Raw genomic sequence first — 15313 nt, 5'->3', positions numbered from 1 at the left:
AAATTCTATCGGATTTTGGTTGGTAAATCTATGAAAAAAATAATCTTTTATTGTATTTTTTAAAAACTATTGCATTACGAGATAGGATCGTGCTATATTACAGAAGTCGCTGCAAGATGGAGACAAAACTACATGGAGCTGTGGTGAAGTTGGAGTTCACGCCGGTCTGTCACACCGGAGGTCGCGGGTTCGAGTCCCGTCAGCTCCGCCATTCTTTCCCTAGAATGTGCGAATTACATAGTTTCTCGTAATGTGCCGGTATAGCTCAATTGGTAGAGCACCTGACTTGTAATCAGGGGGTTGTGGGTTCAAGTCCTATTGCCGGCACCATTTTTATGCGGTCGTGGCGGAATTGGCAGACGCGCTAGATTCAGGTTCTAGTGGTGGCAACACCGTGGAGGTTCAAGTCCTCTCGACCGCACCATATTGCAAACAACAGGTTCGTAAATTGGCTGATGAAGCTATTTACGAACCTTTTTATTTTTCTTGAACCGTTTGTCATATTCCATTGCAGTTCAAGCGATAAAGTTTCTCATTGATTGTTGAATCCTCCTCCATTTTCCATTACAATCACATTGTGATAATGAATCTCATTTTCATCAATATTTTTGATGATTCATAAACAAACAAGAAGGACTGTGGAGGGGTAGTCATGGGAGAACAGTTGGAGCTGTTTGATGTAACCATTATTGGCGGTGGCCCTGCGGGGATGTACGCTGCCTTTTATAGCGGAATGCGCGATATGAAGACAAAACTCATTGAAGCGAAAGAAGAGCTCGGTGGACGAATGTTGATCTATCCAGAAAAAATGATCTGGGATGTAGGCGGTGTACCACCACAGCTATGTGAAAAGCTGATTACCAATCTGGTGCAACAAGCGAAGACATTTGATCCGACCATCGTGCTAGGCGAGGCGATTATTGGATTGGAGCCACAAGAAGATGGCACGTACATACTCGTTGCAAAATCCGGGAGACGGCATTGGACTCGCACGATCATACTGGCTTTGGGTCGCGGTATTTTGAAAATGGCAAAGCTGGAGATCGAGGGAGCCGAGCGCTACGAGGTGACAAATCTTCATTATACTGTGCAGGAACTGGAGCCATTCCGTGGTAAGCATGTCCTCATCTCAGGGGGCGGGGACTCCGCGGTCGATTGGGCAAACGAACTGGTGCAAATCGCAGCATCCGTAACTGTCGTGCATCGCCGTGATGTATTTGGTGGGCATGAGCGGAATGTGAAGCGAATGAAAGAGTCATCTGCGAAGATTCGCACACCGTATGCGGTCACGCAATTGCAAAGCTCAAACAAAGAAACAATCGATAAAGTGACGATACGTCATCTGGAGACGGACGAGACGGAGCAAATCGATGTCGACGCCATCATCGTCAATCACGGATTGAAGGCCGATTTTACAGGGATTAAAGAGTGGGGCATGGACATGGATGAGTGGAACGTGTTTGTCAGTCCTCGTCTGGCAACGAATCTGCCTGGGATTTTTGCGGCGGGAGATTTTGCGAGCTTTGACAGCAAGATTACGCTGATCGCGGGGGCATTCACAGATGCGGCTTTAGCCGTTAACAGTGCCAAATTGCACATAGACCCGGTAGCTGACCGGATGGCGTATGTTTCTTCCCATAACCAGCGCTTTAAAGAAAAGAACAAAGCCCTTGGGGTCATCGATGAGGATGACGAGTAGAACCACCAGTACGAAAAAGCCCAACATTTGCGGGTTGATTGTCGCTTTTCCCATACGGTACATTGTTAGAGGCAAGGTGTACGAACAATGACAGATATATAAATACGGGACTTCGCGTCTGTAAATCGATCAACAAATGTGGGAGAGGAAGTAGAAATGAAGAAAGTTCGGCATTGGCCGATGAGTATGGCAACCGTGGCCCTTATGTTCTCGCTCGGTATGAGCTACGCCCCTGAGCGTGCAATGGCGATACAATTGGATCCGTTATCTCCTGCTTTAGAGTTGCAGGAAAATTTGCAGGAAAAGTATGTGGAGAAGATGGACCTCCAAAAAGAGGAGGTTCTCGGCTTTTATTACTCTTCGATGAAAGACAGCACCGATGCGCGTAAACATAACATCAAGCAAGCGTTGATCAAGATTCATAATGAAAAAATTAAACCGCAACAAGTCTTTTCTTTTAATGAAGAAGTGGGCAACTCGAATTTGCCTGAGGATGGCTGGCAAAAGGCTGGGGTTATTCAGAACGGGCAGCTCGTCGATGACTATGGAGGCGGGATATGTCAGGTTTCCAGCACGCTTTACAATGCAACTGCTGGAGCGGGGATGAACATGGTGGAACGACATAACCACAGCAAATCAGTGGGGTACGTGCCAGTTGGTCAAGATGCCACAGTTGCGTATGGCTATCTGGATTTCAAATTTGCCAATTTGTATGATTTCCCTGTGAAAATCAAAGCAAAATCATACGGTGACGAACATGTTGTGATTGCGATCATACGTGCATAGCATGAAGGAATAAAGGGGGCATCCTATGGATGAACCCTGTTTTTTTCGGTATTTCATCAGGAAAAAAATGGATGATTATTTGGTTTTGAGTCATGCATTGCTGACCATACTGTTTTAGAGGGAGGTGCCGTGATGTTCGTTCAGGTGACAGGTGGTTCACACAATCAAGAGGTTCTCGTCATGGGAGAACGGTTAGATCGCCAGCAGGATGGTTGCTATCTTTTGCCTGGGAGACTCGTCCACGCATTGAAGCCACAGGATTTGCCGGTAGGAATCCGATTCAAGCTCGCGGGTGCGCTGCCCTCCGGCTACGGGTTTTATCGGGAGGACTCTGTTGTTTTTCGCCGAACGAATGAAACTCCTTCCCTGTGGATTGATGTCACTTCTACATATATGGTTGCTGAATGGGATGGTTTGTTCTCGGTAGAAGCGACAGTTGAAGCCCGAAAGCATGTCGTGGAACAGCAGCAGCAGTTTGCCTTTGTCCTGTCCGAAGCGACAGAGCAGCAAGTGATTTTCCATTACGAATTTTCCTGGAGCTCTAAACAAGAGATGGATCTTGAAAGTGCCTTGGAGTCGATTTGTGATACCGTGATTGAAGTAGAAGCACGAGGGAATGCCCGTCTTTGGCCTGGCTATCGGAACTACATGGACGACGACGTAGAAGACAAGCTATAATGCGTCATGCAGCCATGATATAGTGAAAAAAAGAGAGCAGCCAAAGGAGAGGACAAGATGGAGTCAGTCAAAAATATTTATTGTGTCGGGCGCAACTATCGATTGCATGCTGCGGAGTTAGGGAATGATGTGCCAACCAAGCCAATGATTTTTGATAAACCAACGCATGCGCTGGCCAAAACAACCGGAGAAGCCATTGAACTTCCTGGTTCCCGAGGAGAGCTCCATTATGAGGCAGAGCTCGTGATTCACATCGCGAGACCTTATGAGGCAGGAGCTACGCTTGACGAGATGATAGACCAAATAGCACTTGGCATTGACTTTACTTTGCGGGATGTTCAGAGTGAGCTGAAGAAAGCAGGGCATCCATGGTTATTGGCAAAAGGGTTTAAAAATTCAGCGATTTTAACTCCGTTTCATCCTTTCCCAGATATGGAGAAGCTGTACCAAACCGATTTCTCCTTGCTGAAAAATGAAGAGCAAGTACAGCGCGGCAATTTGCGTGATGTCATTTTTGATTTAGAGACAATTATGGCTTATATTTCCGAACATTTTGGATTAGATAAAGGGGATATCATTTACACGGGTACACCAGCGGGGGTAGGACCAGTTTCGGATGGAGATGTTCTGACTCTCAAGTGGGGAGAAGAGTCTTGGGGGCAGTTTACCGTCAAAATGAAATAGGTAAAAAGCGAAAACCATCTTCTGACAGAAACATGCAGAAGATGGTTTTTGTTTGGGGCAAGGGCCTGCGTTCAAAGAGAAACAATTGTACAGAAAGCCGTTAAAATGCCGTTTTTTTGCGAAGAAAACCAACTTTGAAACCGTTTTGTAACCTTTATGGTTCCATGGAACTAAGGAGTAGTAACCGCCTACTTTGCACCCCATTTTGTGACTAGTCCCATGATACCAATTCCACTATTGGAAAATTTTACGGTCTTATCCTCCTGTTTCCTCCTGCGCTATTCTTGCCATGTACCCAAGACGGGTGCCACAACATGACAAGGAGGAAAAGAAAGTGACGAAACGAGATTGGGTAATGAAGTCGACAGTAGCAGTCATGCTGAGTACGTCCCTGTTAATGGGTGGTCAAGTTGGAGAAGTGGCCGCTAAGACACAAGATTCAAAACAGTCAGAGGTTGCAAAGGTTGCTACTTCCTTGATTGGGAAGGATTACGAGTACAAAGCAAAGGGACCGAAGCAATTCGGATCTGCAGAGCTGGCTACGTATGCGTACAAACAAGTAGGGATTTCCATTGGGAGCACAATCTCTAGCCTGTACAAGACTGGGAAGAAAGTATCCGAAAAAAGCGTGGAGCCAGGGGATTTGGTGTTCTTCGCCTCCAGCGGAAGCGGCAGCCCAACTTTTATGGGAATATACATAGGCAGTGATCGATTCGTCTATTCTTCGCAAGGAGAAGACGAGGTAGTTGTAAAAACATACTCGAAGTACAGTGACAAATTTGTAGGGGCTCGTCGTATTATTGATACAAATTCCTCAGAGAATACGCCTAGCAAGCCAGAACAGCCAGTTAGCAAAATTGCCGATCAAGTGATCAAAAATGGCGAAAAGTATTTGGGCACGAACTACAAATACGGTTCAAGCAGCAGCACTACCAAAACGTTTGACTGCTCTTCCTTTACCCAACGTGTATTTAAGGAAGCGGGAATTACCCTGCCACGCGATTCCCGTCAGCAATCCACTGTAGGGAAATCTGTTTCCAAAAGCAACTTGCAAAAAGGTGATCTGATCTTCATGAAGGCCTCCGTAAACAGTTCTTCTGATCGGATTACACACGTGGCTATTTACGCAGGGAATGGAAAAATCCTGCACACTTACGGTAGTCCTGGTGTGACTTATTCCAAGTACGATGGAACGAACTGGGAAAAGCGCACAGTGAAAATCAAGCGCGTCATTTAAGCATCAGTATCCATTTCAGCTCTCGTGCATTTGCATGGGAGCTTTTGTATTATAAGACGCTTGTTCTCACTGATCGTTTCGCGTCAATTTCTGGCAATCGTGCAAAGGGAATCATACCGTTTTCCGTTCGCCGAAAATGAGCAGCGAGAAATATGTTGTAATATTTAGAATTATACATATAATAAAACTGAGAGGTGATTCAGGTGTCAGAAAATAGTCAGCCTACCCCTGTTTTGACCAAGAAAGGGCAGGAGACCCGCAAAAAAATACTAGATGCCGCAGAGCATGTGTTTGGCGAGCTAGGCTATTATGATGCGTCCATCGTCTTGATCACACAGCATGCACAGGTATCCCAAGGTACGTTTTACAATTATTTCGAGTCCAAGAAAGCGATCTATGATGAATTGATCAGGCAGCTCAGCAGAGAGCTTCGTTCGACGATTAAAGAAGCGATCTTGGAAGCAACCACGCAAGAAGAAAATTTGCGTCTGGGATTTCTGGCCTTTTTTCGTTGGATCAAGCATCATCGCAACATGTACAGCATTATTCAACAGGCTGCACTCGTCGATCAGGAGCTGTATCGCTGGTATTACGCCAAACTGGCAGCGGGGTACGTACGAAGTCTGAAGACCGCCATGAACGAAGGAGCTTTTAGAGAAATGGATCATGAGACATTGGCTTACTGTCTCATGTCGATTGGTCAATTCATCGGGATGCGTTGGGTGTACTGGGAAAATGAAGACGTACCGGAAGAGGTGCTAGAAACAGCCATGTCGATGATTATGAAAGGGATTGCTGCCAAGCCATAACCGGTCCATTTTATAGGCAAAGGAGTAGAGTTCATGCACGGAATTGCTTATTGGATTGAAAAGCGAGCCCGAATCACTCCGACGCGGATCGCAGTGATTGCCAACGATCAATCCCTTACTTATCAGCAGATGAATGAGCAGATCCAACGTCTTGCCAACTATTTACGACATGAGCTACAAGTCAAAAAGGGTGATCGGATCGGCATCTTGTCCCAAAACAGTTTGGAGTATGTGCTTCTGTTGTTTGCCATCGCCAAACTTGGTGCGATTGCCGTCCCCTTTAATATCCGCTTGACCCCTGCAGAATTAGACTATCAGTTTGAGGATAGTGGTATCCGCGTGTTATGTGCCCAGCCTGAGTTCGCTGCCACCATCGAGCTGATCAAAGGGAAGGCCAGTGTCGAGCACATGATATGGCTGGAACCGGGAGAACTCCCATGGAACCAGACATCCCAGCAAGGCAGGACTGAGGCAGATGACGGCAGTGGAGATGATCCTTACATCATTTGCTATACATCAGGAACGACAGGAAAGCCTAAGGGAGCAGTGCTCACCCAAGAAAATATGTTTTGGAACTCCGTACACAATGTAGCCGCGCTTGATCTCACATCAGAAGACTGCTCGATTGTCTTATTGCCACTCTTTCATATCGGAGGAATCGGACTGTTTGCCTTCCCTACATGGCTTGCTGGCGGGCGCGTCGTTGTCGCCGGGAAGTTCGAACCTGATAAAGCGATTCAACTCATCGAAGCACACCAAGTCACCATCGTGATGGGTGTACCCGCCATCCATGAAGCGATTCGTCAAAGTCCCTTATTTGCTACCACACCATTCGATTCCGTCCGTTGGTTCTACAACGGCGGCGCTCCATGCCCCATGGAACTCATCCAGCAATTTCAGGAGCGAGGCCTCCCTTTTGGACAAGGATACGGCCTAACAGAAACATCACCCACCGTGTTTATGATTTCGAAGGAAGATACAGAAAGAAAAGCAGGTTCGATCGGCAAGCCCGTCATGTTTTGTGAAGTCCGCCTGATCTCGGATGACGGAAAAGACGTGGATCAGGGCGAAATCGGAGAATTGCTCGTCAAAGGTCCGAATGTAATGAAGGAATACTGGAACAGACCAGAAGAAACAGCCAAGACCATCCGGGATGGGTGGCTCTACACAGGGGATTTGGCACGCTTTGATGAAGAAGGGTTCGCCTATATCGTAGGCAGACGCAAAGACATGATTATCTCTGGCGGGGAGAACATTTATCCGTTGGAGCTGGAACAGGTTATCAGCGAGCTGGATGGCGTTCAGGAGGCCGCAGTCGTTGGCGTACCCGATGAAAAATGGGGAGAGGTCGCGAAGGCGTTTATCGTACCCAAATCAGGTGCAGTCATTACGGAAGCATACATCAAAGCGCATTGTGAGCAAAGACTGGCAAAGTATAAAATTCCGAAGTCATTCGTGTTTCTAACCGAGCTGCCACGCAATGCAACAGGGAAAATCGTCAAGCAAGCCTTGACCAGATTGAAGATTGATTCCATTACACAATGAGGTGATTCGCATGGGGAGATTTGTAATAGGGGAGCAAGCATCTTTTAGCAGAACGATTACTGAAACAGATATCGTCTTGTTTGCGGGAATGAGCGGGGATTACAATCCAGTGCACATCGACCAACAGTACGCAAAAGAGACGCGGTTTGGCCAGCGTATCTCACATGGACTGTTGACGGCGAGCATGTTTTCCAGATTGCTCGGGATGCAGCTGCCTGGCATCGGTTCCATTTACAAGGACCAGACCATTCAGTTTACCGCTCCTGTATTGATCGGAGACACGATTACCGCGACTGCTACTGTACTGGAGTATCAGGAAGAGCGGGGCATGATCCGATTGCTTACAGAATGCACGAATCAGCATGGAAAAGTAGTGCTGACTGGAACCGCGACGATGCTCGTACCGAAGGAAGGAGCGAAAGTATGAATCATCCTGAAGCGAATGCGATCCATGAGCAGACCATCGGCGTGGAAGCGACGTCCGTATTTTTTCCAGAGGGAATAGAAACAGCTGAGCGATTGGCTGAAAAGACAGGAATACCCACGCCTGTTATTATCGAAAAATTCGGTTTATATCAAAAGCATGTCGCAGATGACACCCTTCACGCATCAGACCTCGCTGTTCTCGCTGCCCAACAGCTGACCGGCTCGGTGATCGATCCATCTGAGATTGATGTGATTATTTACTTCGGCAGTCCACACAAGGATTACTATGTATGGTCCAGCGCACCGAAGATTACATACGAGCTAAAAGCGACAAATGCATACGGTTTCGAGATGATGAATGTCAGCTCATGCTTTCCAATCGCCTTGAAGGTCGCCAAAGATATGCTAACGGCAGATGCATCCATCAAAAACATCTTGCTGGTTGCTGGCTGCAAAGAATCACAGATCGTCGATTACGACAATCCTCGCTCGCGCTTCATGTTTAATTTTGCAGATGGGGGGACAGCCGCTCTCGTAAAGCGTGGCGCTACAAAGAGTAGAATTCTTCACAGCTGTATCATTACCGATGGTTCTTTTCACGATGATATTAGGGTACCCGCAGGCGGCTCGAGGCTACTACCTAGTCATGAAACGGTGGAAAACAGACTCCACTACATCGATGTGCCGAATCCGAGCGATATGAAACAACGACTTGATCCCATCTCTATCCCGAACTTTGTTCATGTGGTAGAGCAGGCATTGGCAAAAAGCAATCGTTCCTTGCATGATTTAAAGCTGCTGCTTCCTTTGCACACAAAGCGTTCGATGTTCTTGGAGCTGTTGGAACGTCTGCAACTTAGCGAGGAGCAGGCCGTCTATCTCGATCATTACGGGCATTTGTCTGCACTCGATCCGTGTATTGGACTGCATGTCGCACAGCAAGAGGGACGTCTTGCCCCTGGGGATATTGTCGTAGCTGTCAGTGCTGGAACTGGATATACGTGGGCTGCAACCGTTCTGGAATGGTTAGCCGAATCGCAATGAACATTTTGATTTTCGAGGAGGAACTGGCGTGAAAAAAAGAGGATGGAAAATGTTGCTCCCGCTAGCGATGTCTGTCGTGCTTGCTGTTGGTTGCAGTCAAAATGAAAGCGCTTCATCTGAAGTCGGTAATACGATTAAGGTAGGCGTATTGGCTTCGCTCACAGGACCATTGGAGAGCTACGGCAAGCAGACGGCTAGAGGTTTTGAGCTCGGACTCGATTATGCAACAGAAGGCAAGCGAGAGATCGCTGGCAAAAAGATCGAGTTTGTCGTCGAGGATACCGAGACGAAACCGGATGTCGCCGTCCAAAAAGCAACGAAGCTCCTGGAGACCGACAAGGTAGATTTTCTCGTAGGCTCCTCGAGTTCAGGCGATACGCTGGCGGTCCTTCCCCTGGCAGAAGAGTACAAAAAAATCATGGTCGTAGAACCGGCTGTAGCAGATAGCATCACCGGGAAAAACTGGAACAAATATATTTTCCGCACTGGTCGAAATTCTTCGCAGGACGCAGTTGCGGGTGCCGCGGCGATTGCTTCCAAAGGAACGAAGATCGCGACGATGGCCCAAGACAGCGCCTACGGCCGAGAAGGAATCGAGGCGTTTAAGACCGCAGCTGAAAAATTAGGGGCCATCATTATCGAAGAACAATACGTGGACACGAACACGACTGATTTTACAGCCAACATCCAAAAAATCATCAGTGCCAAACCCGAATATGTGTTCATTACGTGGGCAGGCTCGAACTCCCCGTGGAAACAGCTTCAAGATATGCAGGTACAGCAAAAAGGCATCAAGGTATCTACGGGGGCGCCTGACATCGCTGCCTTGAAAACGATGGAAGCTATGATCGGGATGGAAGGTTTCTCCGTGTATTACCATTCGCTCCCGAAAACGAAAATGAATGACTGGCTCATCGATGAGCACAAGAAGCGTTTTAACGGCGAGATTCCGGATTTATTTACGGCTGGCGGGATGACGGCAGCAGTAGCGGTTGTAGAAGCACTGAAAAAGACGAATGCCGATACGGATTCGGAGAAGCTGATTGCCGCGATGGAAGGCATGACATTTTATACGCCGAAGGGCGCGATGAAGTTCCGGGAGGAGGACCATCAGGCTCTGCAAACATTGTACGCGATCAAGCTGGAGAAAAAAGACGGAGTCGATCATCCTGTTCCTGTACTCGTCCGGGAGATGACGATGGAAGAAACAGCACCACCTGTCAGGAACCAGAAGTAGAGGAGGTGTGTGATGAGTTACTTGTTGGAAACGGTTGACGTAAGCGTAGCATTCGGGGAGCAAACAGTCATAAACAAGGTATCCCTACGCATACCGAAGCAGCGATTTACTTCGATCATCGGACCGAATGGAGCCGGAAAGACGACGTTGTTTAACTTGTTAAGCGGGCAGCTTACTCCATCGCAAGGAACAATCAAGTACAAGGGGCAAGATATTACACACTTGCCCCCAGCAGCACGAACGAGATTAGGGATTGGCCGATCGTTTCAACTGACGAACTTATTTCCCAAGCTGACAGTGCGGGAAAATATTCGATTGGCCGTGCAAGCCGCACAGGGAGTTCGGTTTCGTTTATGGATTTCCCAGGCAGATCAGAGGCGACAGGCAGAGGATGTTGAACGTTTGTTGCATCTCGTATTGCTGGAGAAAAAAGCAAATGTTCTAGCGAGCCATTTGGCGCACGGGGAGAAAAGAAAGCTAGAGCTAGCCATGCTCCTTGGACTGCGTCCGGATGTGCTCTTGCTCGACGAACCGACGGCCGGGATATCGTTGGAGGAAGTCCCAGCTGTATTGAAAGTGATCGAATCGATAAAGGAAAGCAATACATGCACGATTATCCTCATCGAACACAAGATGGATATGGTCAAATCCCTCTCCGATCATATGGTCGTTTTGTTCCATGGAGAGCTATTGGCTGAGGGGACACCGACTGACATGATGCGAAATGAACAGGTGCAGTCTGCCTACTTGGGAGGGTTGTATAAGCATGATGCTGCAACTTGATCAAATTGAAACGTACCTCGACCAGTTTCACATCTTGCAGGGTGTCTCGCTATCCGTGCAAGCGGGCAGTATTACCGTGCTGTTTGGACGAAACGGCGCGGGCAAAACAACGACGCTTCGCTCCATCATGGGACTTGCCCCGATCCGTCATGGTCAAATTCGCTATCGAGGAGAAGAAATCGGACATCTGTCGACCTATTCCATTGCACGTAAGGGGATTGGCTATGTACCGGAGAATCAAGGGATTTTTCATGATTTTACGGTAGAAGAGACATTCCGCCTTGCCATGCAAAAAAATGACGACGAACAAAAAGAAAAGCTCGCGTGGATGCTCGATCTATTTCCTGATCTGCGTCACTACTGGAAAAAGAAAAGTGGGCACTTAAGCGGTGGTCAAAAGCAAATGTTGGCCATTGCACGAGCTTATGTGAACAGCAACGGGCTCTTGTTAATTGACGAGCCGAGCAAGGGACTGGCGCCTATCATGGTTGAAAAGCTCATGTTCCACATCGAATCGATGAAGCAGAAAACGACCGTGCTTTTAGTCGAGCAAAACTTTATGATGGCGAGCATGATCGGCGAGCAGTATTACTTGATGGATGAAGGGAAAATTGTCCGCGGTGGCGCGATGCAGGAGTTGAAGGATGATGCAGATACGCGACAAAAATATTTGGGCATTGCCTGAGCGTATAACAGGGAGGGAGAGGATGAAATGGATGTCGCGATTAATTTGCTTGTAAATGGATTGGCGACAGGCATACTCATTTTTTTGCTCGCTTCCGGGCTCACGCTGATCTTTGGCTTAATGAGTGTGTTGAACTTTGCCCACGGTGGATTGTTTGCCTGGGGAGCTTTTGCTGGTGTATGGCTTTTCGGATTGACGGATAGCTTTCTTCTGGCCATCGTAGGTGCTGTCGTTATCGGGATGCTGCTCGGTTTCGTGTTAGAGCGCGTATTGATCCGTCCCGTGTACGGTGATCATATTCAGCAACTACTAGTGACATTGGGCGGAATGCTCGTGATAAGCGAATTGCTCAAGGTGTTTTGGAGTCCCAATCCCATTCGGGCAGTTTTACCGGATTATTTGCAAGGGAGCATTGAGTTTGGTGACATCATACTGATCACTTATCGCTTGTTTGTCATCGCAGTGGGAGTAGTTGTGTATCTCGGGCTGCATCTGTTGTTGACGAGAACGAGATTAGGCTTGATCGTCCGAGCAGGCGTCATCGACAAGGAAATGGTCCAGGCACTCGGCATCAATATTAAACAAGTGTTTACCTTCGTCTTTTTGCTGGGGGCAGGCATGGCTGCGCTCGGAGGTAGTCTGCTGGCACCGTATTCAGGGGTTATTTTTGCGGAAATGGGTATGCAGTATGCGATTCTGGCATTCATCGTCGTCATTGTCGGTGGGATGGGGAGCGTTCAAGGCTCTATGGTTGCCGCGATTTTAGTCGGGGTGCTTGGCTCGTTTATGGCTTACTTCGTTCCTGAGCTTTCACTGGCAGTGAACATGTTGCTGATGCTGGCCGTGCTGCTAATCAAACCATCCGGCCTGTTTGGAGCGAAGGGGTGATCATGCGTTGACTACATCCGGATTGTTGAACCATCGATTTATTCTGTTTGTCTTTCTTTCCTTGGCGGTTTTGCCGTTTCTTTCAGACTCACGAAGCATTTATATCTTGTTCACCCAAATCTTTATCTTTGCGATTTTTGCCATGAGCTTTGATTTGTTGCTCGGCTATACGGGGATCGTCTCGTTCGGACACTGTATGTTTTTCGGAATTGGTGCGTACTCCGTGTCTTTATTCCTGAAAAACTTTGATGCGACGATCGGCTATTTCTTACTTGGCGTACTCGTTGCCATTGTGCTCTCCGGTATGCTCAGCTATGTGATCGGGATGCTGTCCTTGCGATTGAAAAGTCATTTTTATGCGATGCTGACCTTGGCGATATCCCAGCTGCTATTCGTATTGGCAGAAAAATGGCGTTCGCTGACGATGGGTGGGGATGGCTTCACCTTCCCGGTGCCTGAGCTGTTTCGTGATCGATTGTCCTTTTACTATGTATGCCTGATTCTTATGGTCATGCTGTTCGTCATTTTGCGGGCGTTTACGCTCTCTCCACTTGGCAAGGTACTGAAAGCCATCGGTCAAAATGAACAACGTGCGGAAGCGTTAGGCTATCAAATTCTTCATTATAAGGTAATCGTCAGTATCGTTGCTGGAGTGGTTGCTGCGATTAGTGGGGGCTTGTACGCGGTCATGCTGCGATTCGTGAACACCCAAGTGTTTTCGATTGAAACGACGCTGGATGCGCTCTTGATGAGTATGATCGGTGGGCTGGGAACGCTATTTGGCTCCATTTTGGGGTCGGGGATTGTGGAGCTGGCGCATCACGGGCTGACTGAGTTGGCGAAGCTTCACCCCATTTTCGAGAGATGGGTCATCTTCCTTGGTCTGCTCTATATTTTGGTCGTGCTCTGCTTTCCGAGCGGAATTGTCGGTAGCTTTCAAGAGTGGAGGGAAAAAAGAAAACAGCGTTCCGTGCAGCCTGCACCGATCACGGAGCAAGTAGAGTAGAGTGATAGGAATGAAAGAAGGGAGGTCAACCTTGGGAACAGGTTGGCCTTTTTTCGTCCCATATTTGTCGAAAGAAAAAGGTAAGAATTATAGTTATGTCGAATTATTATTCATCAATCTTTGAAAAGGTGGAGATGTGCCTATGGAATTGAACTTTCCAGAAAATTATAACTTCGCTGCCCAAGTAGACGAATGGGCGAGAAAGCACCCGGAGAGGCGAGCTGTTTGGGAGCTAGATGAACAAGGTCAGGAGCAAATCCTTACGTATGAAGATTTGCGCCAATATTCAAATAAAATTGCAAGTGGATTACAGTCCATTGGAATCGAGCATGGGGATCGGGTACTCGTCCTGGTTTCCCGAGGTATATTGGCTTATGGTCTGTATTTGGCACTGCTGAAGCTGGGGGCAGTAATTTTGCCAGGGTCAGAGATGTTACGTTACAAAGATATCGAGTACCGGATCAATCATGCAAAGGTCAAGGCTGTGATCAGCTTCGCGGGAGTAATGAGCGAGGTTGATCTGACGAGAGGCAACTGTTCTACCCTGCAACACTACATCACGACGGGCGAAGAGAAAGAGGGATGGATTTCGCTTGAGGGATTGCTCCAGGGACAGGACACAGAATTTGAGGTAGTGAACACGAAGTCGGATGAGTTGGCCTTCCTTTCTTATACGTCAGGAACGACGGGGGGACCAAAAGGGGTTATGCACGTTCACGGTTGGCCGTTTGCGCATTTGGCTGTGGCTGCTACACAGTGGCTGGACGTTCGGGAAGGTGACGTGGTTTGGGCAACGGCAGGGCCTGGTTGGGCCAAGTGGATCTGGAGCCCGTTTGTTTCTACGTTAGGGCTGGGAGCTACTGCGTTTGTCTATAAAGGAAAGTTTTCTGCGGAGAATTATTTGACGATTCTGCAAAATTATCCAGTTTCTGTCTTGTGTGCGACACCGACCGAGTACAGAATCATGGCAAAAATAACAGATTTGGATCAATACAAGCTGTCCGCCTTGCGCTCCGCATGTTCGGCTGGTGAACCGCTCAATCGGGAAGTGATCGACACATTCCGTCGCGTATTCCAGTTGACCGTGCGAGATGGATACGGTCAGACAGAGAATACTTTGCTAGTGGGTACCTTTGTCGGCGTGGAGCCAAGGCCAGGTTCGATGGGCAAGCCATCGCCAGTTGTGAGGATTGCCGTTATTGACGACGAAGGAGCGGAGCTGCCCGTAGGCAAAGTGGGCGATATAGCCATTGATCGCCATATGGTGGCGCTGTTCAAAGGCTATCTGGATGATCCCGAACGAACTGCCAGAGCGTTTCGTGGCGACTGGTACATTACGGGTGATCAGGGTCGCATGGACGAAGATGGCTACATCTGGTTCGAAGGGCGTTCAGATGACATTATCATCTCAGGCGGATACACGATTGGTCCGTTTGAGGTCGAGGATGCATTGGTGAAGCACGCGGCAGTAGCGGAATGTGCGGCAGTTGCCAGTCCTGATCCAGAGCGTGGTCATGTGGTAAAAGCCTTTGTCATCCTGAAAAAAGGGAATGAGCCATCTGAAGAGTTGATCGTGGAATTGCAAAATCATGTCAAGCAATTAACCGCTCCTTATAAATACCCGCGAAAAATCGAATTTGTTCACGAACTGCCGAAGACGACCTCCGGTAAAATCAGACGGATCGAGCTGCGACAGCAGGAGGCACAGCAAGATCAGCATTCGTAATGGTTTGTCTTACGAAACTGTAAGATTGCTGTAAGTGGATTCGATGGGAGGAAATGCGCGCATCCCCTACAATGTGAGTA

The 15313-nt window shown here is 48.0% G+C and carries 15 protein-coding genes and 3 tRNA genes; all 18 read left to right on the top strand.

The genetic code is table 11. The features are described from left to right. Positions 1–134 precede the first annotated feature (134 nt). The 18 genes from C7R93_RS03145 to C7R93_RS03060 all read left to right on the top strand — a co-directional run bounded on the left by C7R93_RS03145 (position 135) and on the right by C7R93_RS03060 (position 15233). A tRNA-Asp gene (locus C7R93_RS03145) sits at positions 135–211 on the top strand. Between the two features lie 43 nt (positions 212–254). Then, positions 255–330, top strand: a tRNA-Thr gene (locus tag C7R93_RS03140). Positions 331–337: 7 nt separating this feature from the next. Beyond that, positions 338–424 (top strand) — tRNA-Leu (locus C7R93_RS03135). 228 nt (positions 425–652) lie between these two features. After that, positions 653–1699, top strand: coding sequence for an NAD(P)/FAD-dependent oxidoreductase (locus tag C7R93_RS03130; RefSeq protein ID WP_106837424.1), 1047 nt, complete (start codon positions 653–655; stop codon positions 1697–1699). 156 nt (positions 1700–1855) lie between these two features. Beyond that, entirely contained in the window at positions 1856–2485 is a 630-nt protein-coding gene (locus C7R93_RS03125) for a VanW family protein (RefSeq protein WP_106837423.1), read from the top strand. Positions 2486–2617: 132 nt separating this feature from the next. Next, a complete protein-coding gene (locus C7R93_RS03120; protein WP_106837422.1) occupies positions 2618–3163 on the top strand; it encodes a hypothetical protein in 546 nt (181 codons plus the stop codon). Between the two features lie 57 nt (positions 3164–3220). Next, positions 3221–3847, top strand: coding sequence for a fumarylacetoacetate hydrolase family protein (locus C7R93_RS03115; RefSeq protein WP_106837421.1), 627 nt, complete (start codon positions 3221–3223; stop codon positions 3845–3847). 334 nt (positions 3848–4181) lie between these two features. Beyond that, a complete protein-coding gene (locus C7R93_RS03110; RefSeq protein WP_106837420.1) occupies positions 4182–5084 on the top strand; it encodes a C40 family peptidase in 903 nt (300 codons plus the stop codon). Positions 5085–5287: 203 nt separating this feature from the next. Beyond that, on the top strand, positions 5288–5893 hold the full coding sequence (locus C7R93_RS03105) for a TetR/AcrR family transcriptional regulator (RefSeq protein ID WP_106837419.1): 606 nt from the start codon (positions 5288–5290) through the stop codon (positions 5891–5893). 33 nt (positions 5894–5926) lie between these two features. After that, positions 5927–7438: an o-succinylbenzoate--CoA ligase gene (locus tag C7R93_RS03100; RefSeq protein WP_106837418.1), complete on the top strand. Its 1512-nt coding sequence runs from the start codon at positions 5927–5929 to the stop codon at positions 7436–7438. A 10-nt stretch (positions 7439–7448) separates the two neighbouring features. Further along, positions 7449–7865: a MaoC family dehydratase gene (locus C7R93_RS03095; RefSeq protein WP_106837417.1), complete on the top strand. Its 417-nt coding sequence runs from the start codon at positions 7449–7451 to the stop codon at positions 7863–7865. Further along, positions 7862–8908: a 3-oxoacyl-ACP synthase gene (locus tag C7R93_RS03090; protein WP_106837416.1), complete on the top strand. Its 1047-nt coding sequence runs from the start codon at positions 7862–7864 to the stop codon at positions 8906–8908. The genes C7R93_RS03095 and C7R93_RS03090 overlap by 4 nt, the downstream gene beginning before the upstream one ends. Before the next feature lie 67 nt (positions 8909–8975). Beyond that, entirely contained in the window at positions 8976–10145 is a 1170-nt protein-coding gene (locus C7R93_RS03085) for a substrate-binding domain-containing protein (RefSeq protein WP_425266726.1), read from the top strand. A 12-nt stretch (positions 10146–10157) separates the two neighbouring features. After that, the gene (locus C7R93_RS03080) at positions 10158–10928 is read left to right on the top strand and encodes an ABC transporter ATP-binding protein (protein WP_106837415.1); all 771 of its coding nucleotides are present in this window, start codon (positions 10158–10160) and stop codon (positions 10926–10928) included. Beyond that, positions 10912–11613, top strand: coding sequence for an ABC transporter ATP-binding protein (locus C7R93_RS03075; RefSeq protein WP_106837414.1), 702 nt, complete (start codon positions 10912–10914; stop codon positions 11611–11613). The genes C7R93_RS03080 and C7R93_RS03075 overlap by 17 nt, the downstream gene beginning before the upstream one ends. A 27-nt stretch (positions 11614–11640) precedes the next feature. Next, a complete protein-coding gene (locus C7R93_RS03070) occupies positions 11641–12501 on the top strand; it encodes a branched-chain amino acid ABC transporter permease (protein ID WP_106837413.1) in 861 nt (286 codons plus the stop codon). A gap of 7 nt (positions 12502–12508) precedes the next feature. Further along, on the top strand, positions 12509–13507 hold the full coding sequence (locus tag C7R93_RS03065; protein WP_106837412.1) for a branched-chain amino acid ABC transporter permease: 999 nt from the start codon (positions 12509–12511) through the stop codon (positions 13505–13507). 142 nt (positions 13508–13649) lie between these two features. Further along, on the top strand, positions 13650–15233 hold the full coding sequence (locus tag C7R93_RS03060) for an acetate--CoA ligase (protein ID WP_106837411.1): 1584 nt from the start codon (positions 13650–13652) through the stop codon (positions 15231–15233). Positions 15234–15313 lie beyond the last annotated feature (80 nt).

The sequence above is a fragment of the Brevibacillus fortis genome (genome assembly GCF_003013395.1).
Classification (GTDB): domain Bacteria; phylum Bacillota; class Bacilli; order Brevibacillales; family Brevibacillaceae; genus Brevibacillus; species Brevibacillus fortis.
Note: the sequence above shows the minus strand (reverse complement) of the source record. Positions and strands in the feature narration are given on the sequence as shown.

Coding starts and splice junctions, on each gene's coding strand:
- C7R93_RS03130 (WP_106837424.1), top strand. CDS start 653: ATGGGAGAACAGTTGGAGCTGTTTGATGTAACCATTATTGGCGGTGGC.
- C7R93_RS03125 (WP_106837423.1), top strand. CDS start 1,856: ATGAAGAAAGTTCGGCATTGGCCGATGAGTATGGCAACCGTGGCCCTT.
- C7R93_RS03120 (WP_106837422.1), top strand. CDS start 2,618: ATGTTCGTTCAGGTGACAGGTGGTTCACACAATCAAGAGGTTCTCGTC.
- C7R93_RS03115 (WP_106837421.1), top strand. CDS start 3,221: ATGGAGTCAGTCAAAAATATTTATTGTGTCGGGCGCAACTATCGATTG.
- C7R93_RS03100 (WP_106837418.1), top strand. CDS start 5,927: ATGCACGGAATTGCTTATTGGATTGAAAAGCGAGCCCGAATCACTCCG.
- C7R93_RS03095 (WP_106837417.1), top strand. CDS start 7,449: ATGGGGAGATTTGTAATAGGGGAGCAAGCATCTTTTAGCAGAACGATT.
- C7R93_RS03090 (WP_106837416.1), top strand. CDS start 7,862: ATGAATCATCCTGAAGCGAATGCGATCCATGAGCAGACCATCGGCGTG.
- C7R93_RS03085 (WP_425266726.1), top strand. CDS start 8,976: ATGTCTGTCGTGCTTGCTGTTGGTTGCAGTCAAAATGAAAGCGCTTCA.
- C7R93_RS03080 (WP_106837415.1), top strand. CDS start 10,158: ATGAGTTACTTGTTGGAAACGGTTGACGTAAGCGTAGCATTCGGGGAG.
- C7R93_RS03075 (WP_106837414.1), top strand. CDS start 10,912: ATGATGCTGCAACTTGATCAAATTGAAACGTACCTCGACCAGTTTCAC.
- C7R93_RS03070 (WP_106837413.1), top strand. CDS start 11,641: ATGGATGTCGCGATTAATTTGCTTGTAAATGGATTGGCGACAGGCATA.
- C7R93_RS03060 (WP_106837411.1), top strand. CDS start 13,650: ATGGAATTGAACTTTCCAGAAAATTATAACTTCGCTGCCCAAGTAGAC.